Below are 19,067 nucleotides of genomic sequence, written 5' to 3' on the forward strand. Positions count from 1 at the left end.
GGGTCATCCCGCCAAGAGAGCACACCTGTGAACCGCATCGAGCACATTGCGTTGATGGCCAACTACAACCAGTGGATGAACCGTAAGGTGTATGACGCCGCGAGCACGCTGACAGAAACGCAGCTGGCGGCGGACCGACACGCATTTTTCGGCTCGATCCTTGGCACGCTGAACCACCTGACATTAGGCGATACGGTCTGGCTCAAGCGGTTTGCACAGCACCCGGCAGGCTTTGCGGCCCTGGCGCCGCTAAGTAGCCTGGCCATGCCTGTGGATTTGAAGCAGGTGGCCTTCGGCACGCTTCGCGAACTGTCGGACCGTCGCGCCTGGCTGGATCACCTCATCATTGATTGGGCACACAGCCTTCGCGAGCCCGACCTGGATCATCGCCTGCACTACCACAACATGCGCGGTATGGCGGCGGACAAACCGTTCTTCAGCTTGCTCGTGCATTTTTTCAATCACCAGACCCACCACCGGGGCCAGGCAACGACGCTGCTGACCCAGGCGGGTGTGGATGTCGGCGATACGGACCTGCTGGCACTGATTGACTGATTTCAGCCGGCGCTGAACGCGGCGTAGGCCTGCATCAAGCGTGGAAAGTCTTGCGGCTCGGGCAATTGCGCAAAGCTTTCGACGGCAGGCGTGGCGGCCCAAGGCAGTTTTTCACAGGTCCAGGTTTCCATGAACGGCACGTAGTCGCGGGCGTTATCCAGTAAGGTCGCACGCACGTTGACGAACTCGTCGATGCCATGGGGGCGTGTAAACAGCCAACTCATGCAATGCGGGCAGCAATAGTGACGGTCCACACCGTGCAAGCCGCCGATAACCGGGCAGCCCTGGGTGACGGTGAAGCCGGCCGCGGGAATCAGGGCGCTGAGGGAGAACGCGCTGGAGGTCATTTTCTGGCAACCGCTGCAGTGGCACGCCATGGTGATAACGGGTGGCAGGCTGATGCTGAAACGCACCCGGTTACAGCGGCAACTGCCTTCCAGCGGCAGGTTTTCGACGCTCATCATTCATTCCTTTTTTATGTTTTTTGCCCTGACAGGCTAACGTAAACCCGCGTAAGGGCAAAACCGAACGCTGCGCCGCACATGGGGTCGTAACTATAAGGCGCCGGGGTTACTGCCCCGCCCCGCTTGCGCGCAACCGCTGCTTTTGGGATGCGCGCTCCCCCATAAGAAGGAGACGCTTACATGGTCACTCACTTCAAGGTCGCCGGGCATTTGGCCTGCGGCCACCACGGCACCGACCTCCCTTCCAGCACCGAGCTGAACCGAGTCAAATGCCGTACCTGCCGTAATACCGACGCCTACAAAGAAGCGCGTCGTACCCAGCGCAACGCCGCCCGCCGCACCGCGCGCAAAGCCAAACCCCATACCGCCAGTGACTGGCGCAGTGCATGGACACAACGCCTGACCGACCTGCCCGGATTGCAGCGTTTGCCACGCGGGTTCAGCGGGCAGCCATTTGTTTGATTGCTCGACTCACTCAGGTGCTGAAAAGATAATCATCAGGTTCCCATCAGGATCCTGAAGCAGCGCGGAAGTATTGCCCCATGGCATTTTCATCACGGGCATCATCACTTCCGCGTTGCTGACCTGAAGCAGAAGCGCCTCCACATCATCCACTTGAAACGCCAGGATCGCTGAACGGTTGCTGGCTACGACGGCCAGCCCGTTGTGATGCCGGCGGATCAAGCGCTCGTCACTTATCGCCAAGACGTGAGGTGCGAAACACCTCGCCATAAAGCCGGGCTACCCGTGTAGATCACTGATCTGACAAGCTTTTTCAGCTTTGCATGAGTGCAAGAAACGAGCTTTCAACCTTGCATCCAAACGCTTGGGTCTATATATTCCCAACCCTGCTGCACCGCGCTGCCGCCCGAATGGCGAAACTGGTAGACGCATGGGACTTAAAATCCCCCGCTCGTAAGGGCGTCCCGGTTCGATTCCGGGTTCGGGCACCATAGATATCAAGGGCTTGCATGATGAACTTCATGCAGGCCCTTATCTTTTCCGCTCCGAAATTCCACAGCCCGCTTCGCAGCGGTTTCTTCACGGCGTCCTGCCGAACGAACACCAAATCCTCATGGTGCTGGAATATCTCAAATGACGGGCCACGGTCCAGCTTACTGGTCCAGCTCTGGCCAATCACTTCGCGGCGCATGCCCATTAAGGTTTGGTGGGCATGCTGGCCGGCCGAAAATCCCCCTTTCATAATTTCTTTTCAAAACGCTTACAAAATCTGTAACGCAGCGCTTTTAGCGAACTCTAGGTCTACAACGCTCACTGACCTAAAGGAAATCCCATGCCTTCATCAATGTATTCCCGTTTTCTCCGCCAGCCGTTTGAAGTCGAGTTCATGCGCTGGGTGCTGGTCTTGATATTCCTTATGTTTGGCTACACAAAATGGTTTGATTACGAAGCCCAGGCATTGATTCCGCTGATCAGTCACAGCCCCCTTCTTTCCTGGATGTACGGTGTATTTGGCACTCAGGGCGCAAGTTATGCGCTAGGCACCGCTGAATGGACTATCGGCCTTGGCCTGGCCATCGGTGCATGGTCGCCAAGGATCGCGCTGATTGCCGCCGCCGCCTCCTCTGTGACCTATCTGACAACCGCCAGTCTGCTCCTGACTACTCCGGGCGGCTGGGAGGCTTCGGCGGGTGGCTTCCCGGCCATGGGCGGCGCCAGCTCTTTTCTGATCAAGGACCTGGTGTTGATGGCCGGTTCGTTGGTGCTGCTCAAGAACGCGGCGCAACAACTGACCACATGCGCCAAATAGCCTGATGCCACACTGGCCATCGTGAGTAAGTACCACGCTAAGAAATAGCGGCAGTCGTAAATGAAATGAGGCCCCGTCCGACCACGATTGTCTAAGCTCAAAGCGACTGAGGGCTGGGCCATGTGCGGAAGACTTTCACAGTACCGGGGCATTCACGACTTCGTTGCCGCGCTTGGCATGCCCAATGCTTTAGCGAGCAGCGTGGGTGACCAGCCGATCGAGCACTACAACGTGGCGCCGACAACCCAGGTAGCCCTGCTGCACGTCCAGGGCGAGTTGCTGCTGGCCGATCCGGTGCGATGGGGATGGAGGCCGCATTGGGCCAAGGACCGCGCCACGCCAATCAATGCGCGCGTCGAGAAGGTCGCACTCAGCCCGTTCTTCCGGGCGATCTGGCCACACCGGGCAATTACGCCTATCGACAATTGGTTTGAGTGGGTAGATGAAGGTGGGCCGAAGAAACAGCCTTACCTGATCCGTAGACGGGATGGCTGCCCGGTCCTGTGTGCGTCCATTGGCCAACTGCCGGATGCCGATGAAGGTCCGAGCGAACATGACGGCTTCGTGATTATCACCGCCGACAGTGCTGGCGGTATGGTCGACATTCACGACCGCCGGCCGGTGGTGCTGACGCCGGAACTCGCGCGCGAATGGCTGGACCCGGCCACGCCAAAGGCGCGCGCCGAGCAGATGGTGCTGCACCAGGGCGAACCCTCAGAGGCCTTCGAATGGTTCAAGGTTGACCCAGCCGTGGGCAACGTGCGCAAACAAGGGCCGGAACTGATCCGGCCAATCAGCCGGCGATAGCGTGAAGGACGCCTGGCAGGTCTGATCGGTCTTAGACCATTAACCGCAGGCGTCTACGTGCAAGCCAATGCCCGTCTGTTTGGCCATCATGGTCAACATCAATTCCGCCGCCGCCGGGTCTCCCTGATGCAGTTTATGGAATAACGCTTCCATCAGGGCAACCGTCAGAAAGTCCGCATTGGCGGGCGAATGCTCAACAAAAACCAGTCCTTGGGAAGCAAATTCACTGTTTGCGCTCGCCTCTACACCGGCAATCAAGTCCATCGTCTGCTCAACCAACTCGTCGACATAGGACGCCAACTTATCCGACAGATAAATAGACTCACTTTCAGTAAATTGCTGCTCCATCGTTAAGCCTCCTATTCACACCCAAGAGCCTGCGCGTTGCCCAGCCAAATGGCCGCGCCTCGAACCCTGCGGCACGCATCCTGATCGCGAGCCCGCATGTTGTCGATAGTGGGGTTTCCGGTTTTTTCGAACTCGCGCCTGACGGGCGTACCAGGGTGGTTGAGCGCCTCCAGCCCCTCGCTAGGTAATTCACGGGATACAGGCTTCGCCTCGGGAGGCGCTGCCGGTTTAGGCAGCTCATTGATGGCCGCACCAAATCGCTGGAGTAACGGGCCCTCCGGCAATTCATCGGCGGCAACCGTGGTCGACATGAGCAACGTCAACAACGCCGTGCTGTATCCCTTAAACACTTTCAACACCTGACCCTTTGAGCGAACTGACTGAGTAGCCCGAGCTCAGCCTTCGCTGCACCCGAACAAGCAAACACTGCCCGCCCGACGGCCTGACGCCGGGTGATCGTTCGTGCGTCATGGCCGGGCGGGTAGCCGATTCTGAGCGAAACGGTTCAGCTCTGCACTTATTGAACTGTTATTGAACTGTAAATCCGCACGTCAACGGCAGCCGCTGTCGCGGCAAGCACCGTTATCGGCGTGCCACCGGCGAGCAATCACCGGGATCGGTTATGGCGGGCAGCACACGATTCAAGTTCGATATAAAACTCACCGCACCTACATTATAAAGTCCCATAAAGCGGCGCTCGCTCATGCGCGCTCTACAACAGTTGGGCAGTTTTCGACCTGCAGCTGGGCCGGCGTCTTAATTACGCGAAACATTAGCATTAACATCTGTAACCGCAGCCGTACTATATCGAGCTTAGATAGCTCTATTTAACGCTTCCAGCGGCTTGCTTTAATAGCGCTATAAACCTTACCCTCGCCCCCCCCAATAAAGTCTAACTACTACCGTGCAAGCGGTGTTTTCGCACGGCGAGACGAGTCTCCATTTCAACTAGAGAAACAACACATGATCCATGAACAGTTCTCTGACGAACCTGAAGACGAAGTTTATAGTCAGCTCGAGCGTGCAGCGGCCGCCTCCCGGTGCACCTGGGTCAGCGTCATCGTCAATACCGTGCTCTCGCTCACCCAGATTGCAGTAGGCGTACTGTCAAAATCCCAGGGGCTTGTAGCTGATGGGATTCATTCACTCTCCGACTTGATCGCTGATTTTGTGGTGCTGTTCGCCAGCCATAAAGGCAAAGAGGATGCCGACGACGGCCACCCGTATGGGCACCTGCGTTTCGAGAACGCCGCGTCCATGGTGTTGGGCCTATTATTGTTGATCGTGGGCATCGGCATGATCGTATCCGCAGTGTTCAAGCTGCAAACCCCTGAGTCGATTCCTACGGTGCACATTGCGGCCCTATGGGTGGCTATCGCTGCCCTGATGGCCAAGGAGCTGTTGTTTCGCTTCATGCTGAGGGTCGCCAAAAAAGTGAAATCCAGTTTGCTGGTTGCCAATGCCTGGCATGCCAGGTCCGACGCTGCGTCCTCCTTGGTTGTCGGCGTAGGCATCGTGGGTAACCTGGCGGGTTACCCGATTCTTGATCCCATTGCTGCGCTTGTTGTCGGAGGCATGATCGCCAAGATGGGTGGGCACTTTACCTGGGACTCATTGCACGACCTGATGGACCGGTCTGCCGATGAGCAGGAAGTCGCAACTATTCGCGAGACGCTCCACAACACACCAGGCATTAAAGGTGTCCATGATCTACGCACTCGAAAAATGGGTGACATGATCATTGTCGACGCCCATATCGAAGTGGACGCCTCGATTAGCGTTGAAGAAGGCCATGCGATTGCAGTGCGCGCCAGGGAAAATGTGATGCGCATACCGCGTGTTTTGAACCTGATGACGCACGTGGACCCCTGGCGCCGTCCAGATCTTGATCATTAACCGGGCAACGCGATTGCCGCATAAATCGACAGTAGCGGCGCGTAAGCCTTCACACATTTATCACAACGTTTTCACACATCATTAATAAGCGCTAAGTTGCCAAATCAAACTTAAGTCTGGGAAACGATCTCAATTATTTTTATTCATGCGCTCGTCGACCAAAAGACCTAAACATTAAAAAAACCCGCCGATAGTATTCACTCACACTGCAACTTCTTAAGGGGATCAACATGACATCGGCCATCACGGGTTCAACCCACATCACACAACCTCAACCGGCAGCCATCAAGCCCCAAGTTCGCCCCGCCGTGCAAGCAGACAGCGACGGCGATCATGACGGCAGCACCCCAGGTGAAGTCGAACAACCCAAAGCAACCTCGGGATCAATAGGTACGCTCGTCAACACGACGGCCTGACTGTCAGCAGAAATGGGCGCGGGGACTAATCCCCCTGTGCCTTTGAAGAATTTGCATCAGGGCCTGCCGCAATAGAGAACGTATCGCCACGCAGCGCCGCAGCCGGTGCACTGAAACCAGCTCTCGCCTGCTCACGCTGAGAAAGCCTGTCATTTTCAGGACCGTGAATGACCGTCTTCGTCCCGTATGCTAGCTGGCTAACGCCATCCAAGCGGCGCCCGGCAGAACCCGCGAACGTAAGACAACCGAAGCGAAATACCCAGCATAAAACCCTGAGCTTACTGGCCTTAACCTGAAATAAAGCTATACCTAAATTGCACTCAATCAGGGGAACATCATGCTGTGCCTTAGGTTACTTTTCTTCACTAGCCCGAAATTCCGCTCCTTTGTCAGAATTGATCAAAACGGCGTCTGCTCAGGGCTCATTCGATGCCAACAATCGCCTGGCAAATCATGGGTGGAAGTCGATGAATTCTGCTTGAGTTGGCTCGGCAAACCGCTACCGGGCCACGCCTGTCAAACAAAGCGCGCTGCATGGGTCTGATGAAGACCGACGTCGCGTGACGTTCAACATACGGTCCAGATGCACTAGCGCAAGATGATCCATTGAAGCGCGTCCTCAACCGATTGACCGACGCCACCGGGCGTGACGTTGTGCCCCAGCTCGGGATAGAGCCGGTATGCAAATACCTGGCCCTTGGCGCTCATTGCGTCCAGCCGTTCCATCGCCAGGAACGCCGGGGTTTGCAGGTCCCTGCCCCCCAATAACCAGAGCCCCGGAATCGAAACCCTGGCAAGCGAGTCGCGGGGGTCGGTGTCGGCAAACGGGTAGCGGTCAGGGTCTTCAGCGATATGTTTGCGTACGTCGGTTTCGCTGTGGTTATTCCAGAAGTCCGCCTTGCCCTGCGTCAGGAACTGAAACCGCAGTTGCTCACGTGTCGTGAGCAGGGGCCCGCTGAACAACACCATGAAACGCACGCCGGGGTTGTGTTCTGCTGCGATGGGAATGATCCAGCCAGCCTGGCTGAAGCCGACCAGCCCAATCGGTAACCGACTGGCCGCCAGCGTGTTGGATAAGGCCGCAACGGCGGCGTTCGCATCACCCGCCAACACCGTCAGGTTGGACGCATCAAGGTTGTTGGTGCCGACCTCCGGGCCTGCATAAATGCCACCAGATTGCCCGACACCGCGCTTGTCATAGGTCAACACTGCGATCCCCCGCCCGGCCAACAGCGTCGCGAAGTTTGTCATGCGTTTTTCCTGGCCAGAACCGTGCACCAGCACGACGCCAGCCTTAGGATGCTCGGGCAAGAAGGCTGTGCCGGCCAGTGAAATACCCGCACTGGTGAAGGTAATGTCCTGTGTTGCAAAACCTGCGGGCTCAGCCAGCGTCAAACGGGGCAACAGCACACACAGTCCCAACAAAACACCCATGTATCGAAGCATGATTCAATCCTGGAAAGGGTACAGCCGAGTAGCGTTGCCGCCACTTTGCCATCACCCAATTGCGATCTCGTGACGGAAGCTGTTCGTAAACGCCCCTTCTCCAGGATTAAAAGCCTATAACTGTTGTGCCATCGCACAGCCGTGCAAACACCCACCTATCGGAGAATCACGATGAACCCGACCAAGACCGCGCTGGTTTTAATTGAGTTCCAGAACGATTTCACCACCCCAGGCGGAGTCTTTCACGACGCCGTCAAAGACGTCATGCACCAAACCGACATGCTGGCGAACACCGCGACCACCCTCCAACAGGCACGCAAGCTGGGCGTGAAGATCATTCACATGCCGATCCAATTTGCCGAGGGCTACCCCGAGCTGACGAACCGCTCCTACGGGATTCTCAAAGGCGTGGCAGACGGCAGCGCCTTTCGCGCGGGCAGCTGGGGCGCCGAGATCAGCGACGCGCTGAAGCGTGAACCTGCCGATATCGTGGTAGAGGGCAAACGCGGGCTGGACGCTTTTGCCACCACCGGCCTGGACCTGGTATTGCGTAACAATAGCATCCAGAACCTGGTTGTCGCGGGCTTTCTGACTAACTGCTGTGTCGAAGGCACGGTTCGATCAGGTTATGAAAAGGGTTACGACGTTGTCACGTTGACCGACTGCACCGCGACCTTCAGTCAGGAGCAACAACACGCCGCCGAGAACTTCACTCTACCGATGTTTTCGCAGACGCTAAAACACACCCAGTTTCTGCAAGCGTTGAACGCTGCGCAGTCCTGAAATAGGTTTACACCTGTTGCGCCCCAACGCCCGATGCAGCGCATCGGGCGTTGGGGCGTTCATCGACGAGTCAATAAGCGCCTTCGGCCCCTAAAGCATCGGTGAATGGCTGACCACCCGCAGCGCCAGGCCTTCGTAGGCATCCAGCGTGATGGTGAAATCCCCCTCGGCGGTGAGATCGCCTTCAACCCGCTCATTGATGATGTCCACCACGGGCCCCGGCGCGATGTCGGGCAAATGCAGGGTTTCAGTGATCGGTGTGGCGCCGAAGTTAAGCGCAGTGATTTGCGTGCCCTTCCCTGCCGGCAGCTCGTGAACCATGATCAGCAACCCAGGATGCTCGACATCCGGCACCAGAATCTGGCGGCTGGCGGCGATACCGTAGGCATTGCGCACCGCGAGGATCTTCTGCAACTGTGAGGCAAATGACTCCGGGTCCTGCAATTGGCTGTTGAGGCTGCCATACAAGGTTTTAGAGCGCGGCATTTGCCCTGCGGACAGCTCGGCATCCGGGTTCAAGTCCACCAGGTCATAGGCACCTCGATGGATCCAGCGGGTGTCCCCATCGCCCATCAAGTGCGCAACCTCATCGGCCGCCAACGGCAACGCCCCCACCAAATCCCAGCCGGACAAGGCGAACACCCCGGGCTGCATGGCGTTGTACAGCACCAACAACAAATGGATCTGCCGGATCTGCTGGACATCGGCCGGTGTAATCGCCTCCAGGTCACGAATGCCAAGGGCGGCGGTGATAATGCTCGCGGTGGTGCAAGACACACCGTTGGTCACGAACTTGAGGTTATACGGCGCATGGTCGCCGGCGAGGCGCTCATACATTTGCTCGCGAATATGCTCGCGCAGGATGTTGCCGGGGAAGGTCTGGCCTTGATAGAGGTAGCTGTCGTGGGCGTGCAAGGTCCAGAAGTGCACCAGTTCCAGGGTCAACTCATCATGATTCTGCAAGGCATGGATGAGCGAACCGGGGTCGATCCCCTGGCTGTGCATCTCACGCAACATCAGGCGCAGGAACTCGGTGTCGCCCATCAGCAAAGCATGCTGATAAGCCGGCCGGGTGATGAAGTCATAGGAAAGATCGGCGCCGCCATGGGACATGGCCGCAATATCGTCCACGGTGAGGTTCAGCTCTTGAAAGCTGAACCCGCCCGCCTTCCGGATCGCCCCGCCCAATAGCTGGTTGCCGGTGATAGACAGCGGATGGCTCTCCGACCAGGCGGTGCCATCCAACTTGCGCTCCACGCCGAGGAAACCGTTGGCGTCGAGGCGCAGGATCTTGGCGCCCATCACATCAATCGCATGCAGGGCGTCGCCGATGATCATCTGCTGCGCCGCAAACGACGGGTCCAGCCAGTTCAGCGACGGTTGGCCTTCCTTGAAGTAATGCAGGTAAACCCAGCGGCGCGGCTTGCCATCCACGCCCATAACCACTGGTGTTGCGCTCCAGTCGGTTTCCTTTACGCCGGGCTCGAAGAAGATCACCCGCTGCAACTGGCCAACGATGTAATGCTTGTCGCGCAGCGCATCCACCTGCAGCGGGCTGAGGTTCTGCGCATCACGGCCCTCGGCTACTTCGGGTAGCAGCGGCCAGTCCTCTTCGCGGATTTCTACCATGTGGTACAGGCCGGGATAGTCCTCATACGCCATCTCGGCCAGGCGAAAATCGGCGCCCTTGCCGGTATGGGAAGGAATCACGTCGTCAATGATCACCGCATTGTGCGCGGCGGCCATGCGCGTCAGCGCCTGCAACTGTGCCTCGGTGCCCAGTTGCGGGTCGATGTCAAAACTGATGCGGTCGAAATTACCGTCGATGGTCGGGGTATGCCGTGTGCCGGAAAGCCCGCCGGATTTTTTCAGCGGGCCATTGTGAATGCCCTGGATGCCGATCTTCGACAACGCATGCCACAGGCTTTCATCCCCGAGCGCCTCAAGCACCGTGCCATGCTCACGGGTCACAATCGACGCCGGGTACGCGGTAAACCACACCGACGACAAGGCGGTGGCATCACGGGGCCGGGTATGCGCATACGGCTGCTGCCACAACCGCCCCTGGCCCGAATAGAGCTTGGCTCGTTGGCGCGCCGCGTTGAGCATCGATTGTTGCACCAGCCAGTTCACATGATCGTTGTCAGCCGCCGTCATAAGCCCAATACCTGTGTTCGTGAAAAGGTTACTCGTAAGCATAGGAGGGGCGACGGGGGCGATTCGTTGCATCGCAATGCGCGCAACTACTCCAGCTGGCGATATTGCCGTGGCGTAAACCCGGTCAACGCCTTGAACTGGCGGGTGAATGCACTGTGGTCGGTGTACCCGCACTGCAACGCCACTTCGGTGATGGGCAGGTCGGTGTGCAGTAACCGATGCGCATGCTCCAGGCGCACTTTTTGGATCATCTGCCGTGGCGTCAGGTGGAACACGCGTTTGCAATAGCGTTCCAGCTGCGCCACGGAAATCCCGGCGATTCGCGTCAGTTCGCCAAGGGTGACGCGCCGGTTGAAATGCTGGCGGATGTGCTCATCCACAGCGGCCAGACGCTGGTACGCCGGGTGCGTTTCACTGGCGGACTGGAGGTCAACCGAGATACCGGCCAAGCCGATGATCTGCCCGACATGGTTATACAGCGGCCATTTATGGGTCAGGCACCAGCCCGGTTCACGGCTGCCGTAGAGATGCAGTTCAAGCTGATCTTCAAGCACGAACCCCTGCTCCAGCACGCGCCGGTCCTGCTCGGTGTAACCCGGCCCCAGCTGTGCGGGGAACACCTCGGCGCTGGTCTTGCCGAGCAACGGTTGCAGCTGTTTGAGGCCACAGCGTTGCACCAGGGTACGGTTGGCGAGCAGGTAGCGGGCGTCGATGTCCTTGATGAAAATCGCGGCATTGGGGATCACGTCCAGCAGGGGCAATAGCTGCACCGCTCCGGCCAATAGCTGTTCGATGCTGTGGGGGCGATCCCCCTGGAAAAGGGCCGCAAACGCGCTCTGCACCATGGCTTTGATTGCTCATTTATTCGTCGACGCCAGGCAGATTGCGCCATCTGCGAGGCACTGTCGAGCACGGTAAATTGTGCTGAATTCGTCATCCATCACCGTGCAAAACATCAATCGCCGCCACATTCATGGGTTCACGATAGCGCCACTGCATGCCTATCCAATAACTCACAAGAAGGCGCCGCCATGTCTGCTCAAGGCAAGTTCAAGAAACAACTTTCACTGATGGACCTCACCTTTATCGGGCTGGGCGCCATCTTTGGTTCGGGCTGGTTGTTCGCGGCCAGCCACGTGTCCGCGATCGCCGGGCCTGCCGGGATTATTTCCTGGTTGATCGGCGGTTTCGCCGTGCTGCTGCTGGGCATCGTGTATTGCGAACTCGGCGCCGCCCTGCCCCGTGCCGGTGGCGTAGTGCGTTACCCGGTGTACTCCCATGGCCCGCTGCTGGGCTACCTGATGGGTTTTATCACGCTGATCGCGTTCTCAAGCCTGGTGGCGATTGAAGTGGTCGCCTCGCGCCAATACGCCGCGGCCTGGTTTCCCGAGCTGACCAAGATCGGCTCCAGCGACCCGACCACCCTGGGCTGGCTGCTGCAGTTCGCCCTGCTGTGCCTGTTCTTTATCCTCAACTACCGCAGCGTGAAGACCTTCGCCATCGCCAATAACCTGGTGAGCGTGTTCAAGTTCATCGTGCCGCTGCTGGTGATCGGCGTGCTGTTCACCTTCTTCAAACCGGCGAACTTTCAGGTACAGGGTTTTGCGCCGTTCGGCTTGTCGGGCATTGAAATGGCGGTGTCGGCCGGTGGGGTGATTTTTGCTTACCTGGGCCTGACGCCGATCATCTCGGTGGCCAGTGAAGTGAAGAACCCGCAACGCACCATTCCGATCGCGCTGATTCTGTCGGTGCTGCTGTCGACGGCCATTTATGTGCTGCTGCAAACCGCGTTCCTTGGGGGCGTGCCCACCGAGATGCTCGCCGACGGCTGGGCTGGCATCAGCAAGGAACTCGCGCTGCCGTATCGCGATATCGCCCTGGCCTTGGGCGTGGGTTGGCTGGCCTATCTGGTGGTGGCCGATGCGGTGATCTCCCCCAGCGGCTGCGGCAATATCTACATGAACGCCACCCCGCGTGTGGTGTACGGCTGGGCGCAGACCGGTACGTTCTTCAAGCTCTTCACGCGTATCGATGAAAAATCCGGCATCCCGCGCCCGGCGTTGTGGCTGACCTTTGGCCTATCGGTGTTCTGGACCCTGCCGTTCCCGTCCTGGGAAGCACTGATTAATGTGGTGTCCGCAGCGCTGATCCTCAGTTACGCCGTCGCCCCCGTCACCGTGGCTGCGTTGCGCCGCAATGCACCGGGCATGGCGCGGCCGTTCCGGGTCAAGGGCATGGCGGTGCTGGGTCCGCTGTCGTTCATCATCGCGGCACTGATCGTCTACTGGTCGGGCTGGAGCACTGTGTCATGGCTGCTTGGCCTGCAAATCCTCATGTTTGGGGTGTACCTGCTGTGCGCGCGCTGGGTGCCGACTGCGCACCTGAACCTCAAGCAACAAGTGCGCTCGTCGGCTTGGCTGATCGGCTTCTACGCGGTGACCCTCCTGCTGTCCAAGCTCGGCAGTTTCGGCGGTATAGGGGTGATCAGCCACCCGTTTGACACGCTGGTGGTCGCGGCCTGCGCCTTGGGTATTTATTACTGGGGCGCCGCCACCGGCGTGCCTGCGCACCTCGTGCGCCTGGAACATGAAGACGACGAAAGCGAAAGCGTCAGCGAGCCTCACCACAACGCCTCCTTGTCCCCGGCCACTCACTGAATGGAGCGTCTTATGAAACGGCTGCACGTTATCGACTCCCACACCGGCGGCGAACCCACGCGCTTGGTCATGACCGGTTTTCCTGAGCTCACGGGCAGCACCATCGCCGCCAAGCTCGACAACCTGCGCACCGAGCACGATCAATGGCGGCGCGCCTGCCTGCTGGAACCGCGCGGCAATGACGTACTGGTCGGCGCGCTGTACTGCGAGCCGGTCACGCCGGGGGCTACGTGCGGGGTGATCTTTTTCAATAACGCCGGCTACCTCGGCATGTGCGGCCACGGCACCCTCGGCCTGGTCGCCTCCTTGCACCACCTGGGGCGCATCGAGCCTGGGGTGCACACCATCGACACGCCGGTCGGCCCCGTTGCAGCCACCTTACACGAAGACGGCGCCGTGACCCTGCGCAATGTGCCCGCCTACCGCTATCGCCAGCAGGTGCCGGTAGACGTGCCTGGCCATGGGACGATCTATGGCGATATCGCCTGGGGCGGCAACTGGTTTTTCCTGGTGTCGGAGCATGGCCAAACGCTGCAAATGGACAATGTCGACGCCCTCACCGACTACACCTGGGCGATGCTCAAGGCCCTGGAGACTCAAGGCATTCACGGGGCAGAGGGCGCGCTGATCGACCATATCGAGCTGTTCGCCGACGACGCCCATGCCGACAGCCGCAACTTTGTAATGTGCCCCGGCAAGGCCTACGACCGCTCGCCATGCGGCACCGGCACCAGCGCCAAACTCGCGTGCCTGGCCGCCGATGGAAAACTCGCCCCCGGCGCGCCGTGGGTACAAGCCAGCATCACCGGCAGCCAATTCGAAGCCCGTTATGAATGGGATGGCGAGCGCATTCGTCCTTTCATCACCGGCCGCGCGTACATGACCGCCGACAGCACCCTGCTGATCGACGAGCAAGACCCTTTCGCCTGGGGCATCTGAGCCCCCGATCTATAGTCCAAGGAGTTAGAACAATGAGCGACAACATCTTCACCGGTTGCATCCCCGCGCTGATGACCCCGTGCACCACCGAGCGCAAGCCGGACTTCGACGCTCTGGTTGCCAAGGGCCGCGAGCTGGTTGATATCGGCATGAGCGCCGTGGTGTATTGCGGTTCCATGGGTGATTGGCCGCTACTGACCGAGGCCGAGCGCCAGGAAGGTGTGGCCCGCCTGGTCGCCGCCGGTGTGCCGACCATCGTCGGCACCGGCGCGGTGAACAGCCGTGAGGCGGTGGCACACGCAGCCCATGCGGCCAACGTCGGTGCCCATGGCTTGATGGTGATCCCGCGTGTGCTGTCCCGTGGTGCGTCTGCAACGGCGCAAAAAGCGCACTTCTCGGCCATCCTCAAGGCCGCGCCCAACCTGCCGGCGGTGATCTACAACAGCCCGTACTACGGCTTCGCTACCCGCGCCGAGCTGTTCTTCGAACTGCGCCGCGAACACCCGAACCTGATCGGCTTCAAGGAATTCGGCGGCGCTGCCGACCTGCGCTACGCGGCGGAAAACATCACCTCCCAGGACGATAACGTGACCCTGATGGTCGGCGTCGACACCCAAGTGGTGCACGGTTTCGTCAACTGCAACGCCACCGGCGCTATCACTGGCATCGGCAACGCCTTGCCACGGGAAGTGCTGCAACTGGTTGCCCTGAGCAAGCAGGCTGCCAAAGGCGACGCCAAGGCCCGACGCCTGGCCCGTGAACTGGAAGCCGCGCTGGCCGTGCTGTCGTCCTTCGATGAAGGCTGCGATCTGGTGCTGTATTACAAGCACTTGATGGTGCTCAACGGTGACCAGGGCTACGCCCTGCACTTCAACCAAACCGACACGCTCAGCGATGCCCAGCGGCACTACGCCAAGAACCAGTACGCGCTGTTCCGCCAGTGGTACAGCAACTGGTCGGCTGAACAGAACATCGACTGATCGCTTCGCGCCGCTGTGGCGACCATAGCGGCCAACCCTTTTTTACCAGGACGACCCCATGACTTTGACGGGCAAGATGCTGATCGGTCAGCGCGCAACTTCCGGCAATCGCGAAGCGATCCGGGCCATCAACCCCGCGACCGGCACGCCATTGGAACCTGCCTACGCCGGCGGCCATGGCGAGCACGTTGAGCAGGCGTGCGCGCTGGCGTGGGCAGCTTTCGACACTTACCGAGAAACCTCACTGGCGGATCGCGCCGCGTTTCTTGAAGCCGTTGCGGACAATATTGAAGCCCTCGGCGATACGTTGATCGAACGCGCCGTGGCCGAAACCGGCCTGCCACGCCCACGCATTCAAGGCGAACGCGGCCGTACGTGCGGGCAGTTGCGAACCTTTGCCCGTACGGTGCGCGCCGGCGAATGGCTGGATGTACGCGTGGACACGGCGCAGCCTGAACGGCAGCCACTGCCGCGTGCGGACCTTCGTCAACGGCATATACCGCTGGGGCCCGTGGCCGTGTTTGGCGCGAGTAATTTCCCGCTGGCGTTCTCGGTAGCGGGCGGTGATACCGCCTCCGCATTCGCGGCCGGTTGCCCGGTGATCGTCAAGGCCCACGGGGCTCATCCCGGCACCAGTGAGCTGGTCGGGCGCGCAGTGGCCAAGGCGGTCAAAGACTGTGGTTTGCCGGAAGGTGTGTTTTCGCTGCTGTACGGTTCAGGCCGCGAAGTGGGCATTGCGTTGGTCACCGACCCGCGTATCAAGGCCGTCGGCTTTACCGGTTCGCGCAGCGGCGGTATCGCGCTGACCCGGGCCGCACAGGCCCGGCCGGAGCCGATTCCGGTGTATGCGGAAATGAGCTCGATCAACCCGGTGTACCTGTTTCCTGCCGCCCTGGAGGCGCGCGCGCAAAGCCTGGCTGAGGGTTTTGTGGCGTCGTTGACCCAAAGCGCCGGGCAGTTCTGTACGAATCCTGGTCTGGTGATAGCAATCGCCGGCGCGGCACTGGAGCGCTTCGTGACCACCGTGAGCGAACGGCTCCCAGGCTGTGCGGCGCAGACCATGCTGACGCCCGGCATTTTCAGTGCCTACTCCGCCGGCGTGAGCGCACTGGCAGAACACGCACAGATCGCCGCAAAAGGCTTGGCGGCCGAAGGTCCCAACCAAGGCCAGGCACAGGTGTTCATCACCCGGGCCGACGCGTTTTTAACCCAGGAACAGCTGCAAGCGGAAGTGTTCGGCGCGACCTCCCTGGTGGTGGTGTGCGCCAACGATGAGGAAGTACACCAGGTTTCCGAGCACCTGGAAGGCCAACTGACCGCCACGTTGCATCTGGATGAAGATGACCTGGCACGGGCCAAAGCTTTGCTCCCTGTTCTGGAGCGCAAGGCCGGTCGCCTGCTGGTCAACGGCTGGCCGACGGGCGTGGAAGTCTGCGACGCCATGGTTCATGGCGGACCCTTCCCCGCGACGTCCGATTCACGCAGCACTTCGGTTGGCACGGCGGCGATCCTGCGATTCCTGCGCCCGGTGTGCTACCAGGATGTCCCGGACAGTTTGCTGCCGAGCGCCCTGCAACACGGCAACCCGCTGCTGTTGCGGCGGTTGCTCAATGGCCAGAGAGAGGCTTAGGCAATGCCTGACTCCAACTCAGCAGATATCGCGGTCATCGGCGCCGGCATCATTGGCGTCGCTTGCGCCCTGCAATTGGCGCGTCAAGGTCGGCGGGTGGTGGTCATCGACCCACAGGACCCCGGCATGGGCGCCTCCTACGGCAACGCCGGGCACCTGGCGACCGAGCAGGTTTTTCCGATTGCCGACGTGTCAATCCTCAAACGCCTGCCCGCCATGCTGATGGACCCTATGGGCCCATTGCGCCTGGACTGGAAATACCTGCCCCGCGCCCTGCCCTGGTTTGTGCGCCTGCTGCTGAACCTGCGTCCGGCGAACTATCGGCGCACGGTCGCAGGCATTCGCGCACTGAATGAGGCCAGCCTGGGCGCGTGGCAACGCTTGCTGCACAGCATCGACCGGGCACACCTGTTGCGCGAAGACGGCTCGTTATTGGTGTTTGAGCGCGCAGCGTCACGTGCCGCGATCGATGCGCTGCGCCAGCGCATGCAGCAACAAAATGTCCCGGTGGATGACTGGTCGGGTACAGCGGTGCGCAACGCGGCGCCACAGTTGAGCGATGAGATACAAGGCGGATTGTTCTTCCCCGGTACCGGGCACTTTGTTGACCCGTACACGGTGGTGTGCGAACTGGTGAACGCCGCCCGGGCCAACGGTGTGCAATTTATCAAGCAGCACGTCCTGGATGGGCGGCTGGCGTCAGAGGGTGTGTCGCTGCTGACCGAACAAGGCACGCTCACTGCGCGCCAGGTACTGATCGCCTGCGGCGCACACTCGGCCAAACTCACCGCGGCACTGACCGGCAAAAAAGTCCCGCTGGACACCGAGCGCGGCTATCACCTGATGCTGCCGTTTGAACAACACCGCCTGCCCTTTGCCGTCACCTCGTTCGAACGCAAGTTCATCATGACGCCCATGGCCACAGGCTTACGCCTGGCAGGCACCGTCGAATTCGCCGGGCTCGATCGCCCGGCAAATATGCAACGCGCGTGGCAGTTGCACCGGCTGAGCAAGGGCTTGTTTCGCCACGACCTCAACGTGCAAGGCGCCACACCGTGGATGGGGTTTCGACCGTCGCTGCCTGACTCGCTGCCGATCATTGATCGGGTGTGCAATGGCAAGGTGTTGCTTGCGTTCGGGCACCAGCATTTGGGCTTGACGCAGGCCGCAGTGACCGCGGAAATCGTGGTGCAGCTGGCAGCCTCAACGCCGTCGCTATCGGGCCTGCCAGCGCTTGAGTGCTTTCGGTTGAATCGCTTCCAGGCAAACCTGCTGCGTGAAGTTTTTTAGTGACCGGCTGGGGATGCGGCCAATAAAGCATCGGCCGTCGCTTGAATTTCATCGCGCATCCACAGCGTTTCCAGCCAGCCTGCCGGGATACCTTGAACGCCATAGTAAGCACCCGCCAACTGGCCGACGATGGCCGCCGTGGTATCCGCATCATCCCCCAGATTCGCGGCGGCGAGCACGGCATCAGCAAAGCTCTCGGTGTGCTGAAAACACCAGAACGCGGCTTCCAGAGAGGCGACCGAATAGCCGGAGCCCACGATTTCGTGACGCGATTTGTTGCGGTACTTGCCGTCTGCGATGGCCATGACTTTAGGCGCGCTCAACCCGCTGTCCGGGACACTCAATACGTCATCTTTTGCGCGACCGCTCAAGGCATTGCACAGCGCGTGCGCCAGTACCAGGCAGCACTCGATTGCCTCTTGCGCCGCATGAGTCGTACGTGAACTTTCGACCGTAAAGGTGCGTACGCTTTGTGGGTCGGGGAAGAAGAACAACACCACGGGAGCCAGGCGCATCATTGAACCGTTGCCGGCGGAATGCGGGTGGGTAGAACCCGCAAAGGGGTCGCCGTGTGACTGATAAGCCGCCAACGCCTCGCGCACCGTCATGCCGATATCAAAACAGTCTCCTGTCGCACTCAAATACCCCCACTTCCACCAATTCAGGTACCGGCCCATCTGATCCTTCGCATCAAAGCCGCCCTTGCGCAGCAAGCTTTCGGCGAGGCAAAGCGCCATAGAGGTGTCGTCCGTCCACTGTCCGGGCTTGAGGTTAAACGGCCCGCCGCCCACCATATCGGTGACGGGCGCGAAGGTGCCGCGCGGCATGAACTCAACCGTAGTACCGACGGCGTCACCGCAGGCCAAACCGAGCAAACTACCGCGGTAGCGATCAATCAGTGTGAGTGACATCCGTCGTCCTTTTGAGC

20 protein-coding genes and 1 tRNA gene are annotated in these 19,067 nt (G+C 59.9%); 13 read left to right on the top strand and 8 right to left on the bottom strand.

Features of this window, described 5'->3' with window-relative positions:
• The first annotated feature begins 27 nt into the window (after positions 1-27).
• Positions 28-555, top strand: a complete 528-nt coding sequence (locus ACI77D_RS14330; RefSeq protein ID WP_407016826.1) for a DinB family protein — start codon at positions 28-30, stop codon at positions 553-555.
• Between the two features lie 2 nt (positions 556-557).
• Here the strand turns inward: ACI77D_RS14330 and ACI77D_RS14335 are convergent, their stop codons facing one another.
• Entirely contained in the window at positions 558-1,016 is a 459-nt protein-coding gene (locus ACI77D_RS14335; RefSeq protein ID WP_221294850.1) for a GFA family protein, read from the bottom strand.
• Between the two features lie 183 nt (positions 1,017-1,199).
• On the opposite strand from ACI77D_RS14335, the gene ACI77D_RS14340 reads away from it, so the two are divergent.
• Positions 1,200-1,481 (top strand): hypothetical protein, encoded by a 282-nt coding sequence (locus ACI77D_RS14340; RefSeq protein WP_064452556.1) that lies wholly within the window; start codon positions 1,200-1,202, stop codon positions 1,479-1,481.
• A gap of 9 nt (positions 1,482-1,490) precedes the next feature.
• Here ACI77D_RS14340 and ACI77D_RS14345 read toward each other — a convergent pair whose 3' ends face one another.
• The gene (locus ACI77D_RS14345) at positions 1,491-1,703 is read right to left on the bottom strand and encodes a VOC family protein (RefSeq protein WP_259746048.1); all 213 of its coding nucleotides are present in this window, start codon (positions 1,701-1,703) and stop codon (positions 1,491-1,493) included.
• 182 nt (positions 1,704-1,885) lie between these two features.
• On the opposite strand from ACI77D_RS14345, the gene ACI77D_RS14350 reads away from it, so the two are divergent.
• From ACI77D_RS14350 to ACI77D_RS14360, 3 genes are all read left to right on the top strand, one after another.
• Positions 1,886-1,972: transfer RNA gene (locus ACI77D_RS14350), tRNA-Leu, on the top strand.
• Positions 1,973-2,313: 341 nt separating this feature from the next.
• Complete coding sequence (locus ACI77D_RS14355) at positions 2,314-2,790, top strand: YkgB family protein (protein WP_064452557.1); 477 nt, start codon at positions 2,314-2,316, stop codon at positions 2,788-2,790.
• A 120-nt stretch (positions 2,791-2,910) separates the two neighbouring features.
• Entirely contained in the window at positions 2,911-3,597 is a 687-nt protein-coding gene (locus ACI77D_RS14360; protein ID WP_407016828.1) for an SOS response-associated peptidase family protein, read from the top strand.
• Positions 3,598-3,636: 39 nt separating this feature from the next.
• On the opposite strand, the gene ACI77D_RS14365 is transcribed toward ACI77D_RS14360, so the two are convergent.
• Positions 3,637-3,945 (bottom strand): hypothetical protein, encoded by a 309-nt coding sequence (locus ACI77D_RS14365; protein WP_407016829.1) that lies wholly within the window; start codon positions 3,943-3,945, stop codon positions 3,637-3,639.
• Between the two features lie 11 nt (positions 3,946-3,956).
• Positions 3,957-4,301, bottom strand: a complete 345-nt coding sequence (locus tag ACI77D_RS14370; RefSeq protein WP_407016830.1) for a hypothetical protein — start codon at positions 4,299-4,301, stop codon at positions 3,957-3,959.
• A gap of 607 nt (positions 4,302-4,908) precedes the next feature.
• Here ACI77D_RS14370 and ACI77D_RS14375 point away from each other — a divergent pair.
• Together ACI77D_RS14375 and ACI77D_RS14380 are read left to right on the top strand one after the other, a co-directional pair.
• Positions 4,909-5,841 (top strand): cation diffusion facilitator family transporter, encoded by a 933-nt coding sequence (locus tag ACI77D_RS14375; RefSeq protein WP_407016831.1) that lies wholly within the window; start codon positions 4,909-4,911, stop codon positions 5,839-5,841.
• Between the two features lie 230 nt (positions 5,842-6,071).
• Complete coding sequence (locus tag ACI77D_RS14380) at positions 6,072-6,257, top strand: hypothetical protein (protein ID WP_221294857.1); 186 nt, start codon at positions 6,072-6,074, stop codon at positions 6,255-6,257.
• Between the two features lie 588 nt (positions 6,258-6,845).
• Here the strand turns inward: ACI77D_RS14380 and ACI77D_RS14385 are convergent.
• Positions 6,846-7,703, bottom strand: a complete 858-nt coding sequence (locus tag ACI77D_RS14385) for an alpha/beta hydrolase family protein (protein WP_407016832.1) — start codon at positions 7,701-7,703, stop codon at positions 6,846-6,848.
• A 171-nt stretch (positions 7,704-7,874) separates the two neighbouring features.
• On the opposite strand from ACI77D_RS14385, the gene ACI77D_RS14390 reads away from it, so the two are divergent.
• Positions 7,875-8,486 carry a cysteine hydrolase family protein gene (locus tag ACI77D_RS14390; RefSeq protein ID WP_407016833.1) on the top strand — a complete coding sequence of 204 codons (612 nt, stop codon included), beginning with the start codon at positions 7,875-7,877 and terminating at the stop codon, positions 8,484-8,486.
• Positions 8,487-8,576: 90 nt separating this feature from the next.
• On the opposite strand, the gene treS is transcribed toward ACI77D_RS14390, so the two are convergent.
• Together treS and ACI77D_RS14400 are read right to left on the bottom strand one after the other, a co-directional pair.
• Positions 8,577-10,643, bottom strand: a complete 2,067-nt coding sequence (gene treS / locus ACI77D_RS14395) for a maltose alpha-D-glucosyltransferase (RefSeq protein ID WP_064452565.1) — start codon at positions 10,641-10,643, stop codon at positions 8,577-8,579.
• A gap of 86 nt (positions 10,644-10,729) precedes the next feature.
• Positions 10,730-11,488 (bottom strand): helix-turn-helix domain-containing protein, encoded by a 759-nt coding sequence (locus ACI77D_RS14400; RefSeq protein WP_407016834.1) that lies wholly within the window; start codon positions 11,486-11,488, stop codon positions 10,730-10,732.
• A gap of 186 nt (positions 11,489-11,674) precedes the next feature.
• Between ACI77D_RS14400 and ACI77D_RS14405 the strand changes: the two genes are divergently transcribed.
• From ACI77D_RS14405 to ACI77D_RS14425, 5 genes are read left to right on the top strand one after another with little or no spacing between them, the layout of a single operon-like run.
• A complete protein-coding gene (locus tag ACI77D_RS14405; RefSeq protein WP_407016835.1) occupies positions 11,675-13,300 on the top strand; it encodes an APC family permease in 1,626 nt (541 codons plus the stop codon).
• Positions 13,301-13,312: 12 nt separating this feature from the next.
• Positions 13,313-14,239, top strand: a complete 927-nt coding sequence (locus ACI77D_RS14410; protein WP_407016836.1) for a 4-hydroxyproline epimerase — start codon at positions 13,313-13,315, stop codon at positions 14,237-14,239.
• Between the two features lie 32 nt (positions 14,240-14,271).
• The gene (locus tag ACI77D_RS14415; protein ID WP_407016837.1) at positions 14,272-15,219 is read left to right on the top strand and encodes a dihydrodipicolinate synthase family protein; all 948 of its coding nucleotides are present in this window, start codon (positions 14,272-14,274) and stop codon (positions 15,217-15,219) included.
• A 58-nt stretch (positions 15,220-15,277) separates the two neighbouring features.
• Positions 15,278-16,849 (top strand): aldehyde dehydrogenase (NADP(+)), encoded by a 1,572-nt coding sequence (locus ACI77D_RS14420; protein WP_407016838.1) that lies wholly within the window; start codon positions 15,278-15,280, stop codon positions 16,847-16,849.
• A gap of 3 nt (positions 16,850-16,852) precedes the next feature.
• A complete protein-coding gene (locus tag ACI77D_RS14425) occupies positions 16,853-18,139 on the top strand; it encodes an NAD(P)/FAD-dependent oxidoreductase (protein WP_407016839.1) in 1,287 nt (428 codons plus the stop codon).
• Here ACI77D_RS14425 and ACI77D_RS14430 read toward each other — a convergent pair.
• Positions 18,136-19,050, bottom strand: a complete 915-nt coding sequence (locus ACI77D_RS14430) for an ADP-ribosylglycohydrolase family protein (protein WP_407016840.1) — start codon at positions 19,048-19,050, stop codon at positions 18,136-18,138. The genes ACI77D_RS14425 and ACI77D_RS14430 overlap by 4 nt on opposite strands.
• Positions 19,051-19,067 lie beyond the last annotated feature (17 nt).

The sequence above is a fragment of the Pseudomonas sp. O39 genome (assembly GCF_045447295.1).
GTDB classification, from domain to species: Bacteria; Pseudomonadota; Gammaproteobacteria; order Pseudomonadales; family Pseudomonadaceae; genus Aquipseudomonas; species Aquipseudomonas antarctica_A.

Excerpts from the sequence above, each read along its gene's own strand:
- ACI77D_RS14415 (WP_407016837.1), top strand. The coding sequence starts at position 14,272 with ATGAGCGACAACATCTTCACCGGTTGCATCCCCGCGCTGATGACCCCG.
- ACI77D_RS14385 (WP_407016832.1), bottom strand. The coding sequence starts at position 7,703 with ATGCTTCGATACATGGGTGTTTTGTTGGGACTGTGTGTGCTGTTGCCC.
- ACI77D_RS14355 (WP_064452557.1), top strand. The coding sequence starts at position 2,314 with ATGCCTTCATCAATGTATTCCCGTTTTCTCCGCCAGCCGTTTGAAGTC.
- ACI77D_RS14400 (WP_407016834.1), bottom strand. The coding sequence starts at position 11,488 with ATGGTGCAGAGCGCGTTTGCGGCCCTTTTCCAGGGGGATCGCCCCCAC.
- ACI77D_RS14390 (WP_407016833.1), top strand. The coding sequence starts at position 7,875 with ATGAACCCGACCAAGACCGCGCTGGTTTTAATTGAGTTCCAGAACGAT.
- ACI77D_RS14425 (WP_407016839.1), top strand. The coding sequence starts at position 16,853 with ATGCCTGACTCCAACTCAGCAGATATCGCGGTCATCGGCGCCGGCATC.
- ACI77D_RS14380 (WP_221294857.1), top strand. The coding sequence starts at position 6,072 with ATGACATCGGCCATCACGGGTTCAACCCACATCACACAACCTCAACCG.
- ACI77D_RS14410 (WP_407016836.1), top strand. The coding sequence starts at position 13,313 with ATGAAACGGCTGCACGTTATCGACTCCCACACCGGCGGCGAACCCACG.
- ACI77D_RS14405 (WP_407016835.1), top strand. The coding sequence starts at position 11,675 with ATGTCTGCTCAAGGCAAGTTCAAGAAACAACTTTCACTGATGGACCTC.
- ACI77D_RS14375 (WP_407016831.1), top strand. The coding sequence starts at position 4,909 with ATGATCCATGAACAGTTCTCTGACGAACCTGAAGACGAAGTTTATAGT.
- ACI77D_RS14420 (WP_407016838.1), top strand. The coding sequence starts at position 15,278 with ATGACTTTGACGGGCAAGATGCTGATCGGTCAGCGCGCAACTTCCGGC.
- ACI77D_RS14430 (WP_407016840.1), bottom strand. The coding sequence starts at position 19,050 with ATGTCACTCACACTGATTGATCGCTACCGCGGTAGTTTGCTCGGTTTG.
- ACI77D_RS14360 (WP_407016828.1), top strand. The coding sequence starts at position 2,911 with ATGTGCGGAAGACTTTCACAGTACCGGGGCATTCACGACTTCGTTGCC.
- ACI77D_RS14365 (WP_407016829.1), bottom strand. The coding sequence starts at position 3,945 with ATGGAGCAGCAATTTACTGAAAGTGAGTCTATTTATCTGTCGGATAAG.
- ACI77D_RS14335 (WP_221294850.1), bottom strand. The coding sequence starts at position 1,016 with ATGAGCGTCGAAAACCTGCCGCTGGAAGGCAGTTGCCGCTGTAACCGG.
- ACI77D_RS14340 (WP_064452556.1), top strand. The coding sequence starts at position 1,200 with ATGGTCACTCACTTCAAGGTCGCCGGGCATTTGGCCTGCGGCCACCAC.
- treS (WP_064452565.1), bottom strand. The coding sequence starts at position 10,643 with ATGACGGCGGCTGACAACGATCATGTGAACTGGCTGGTGCAACAATCG.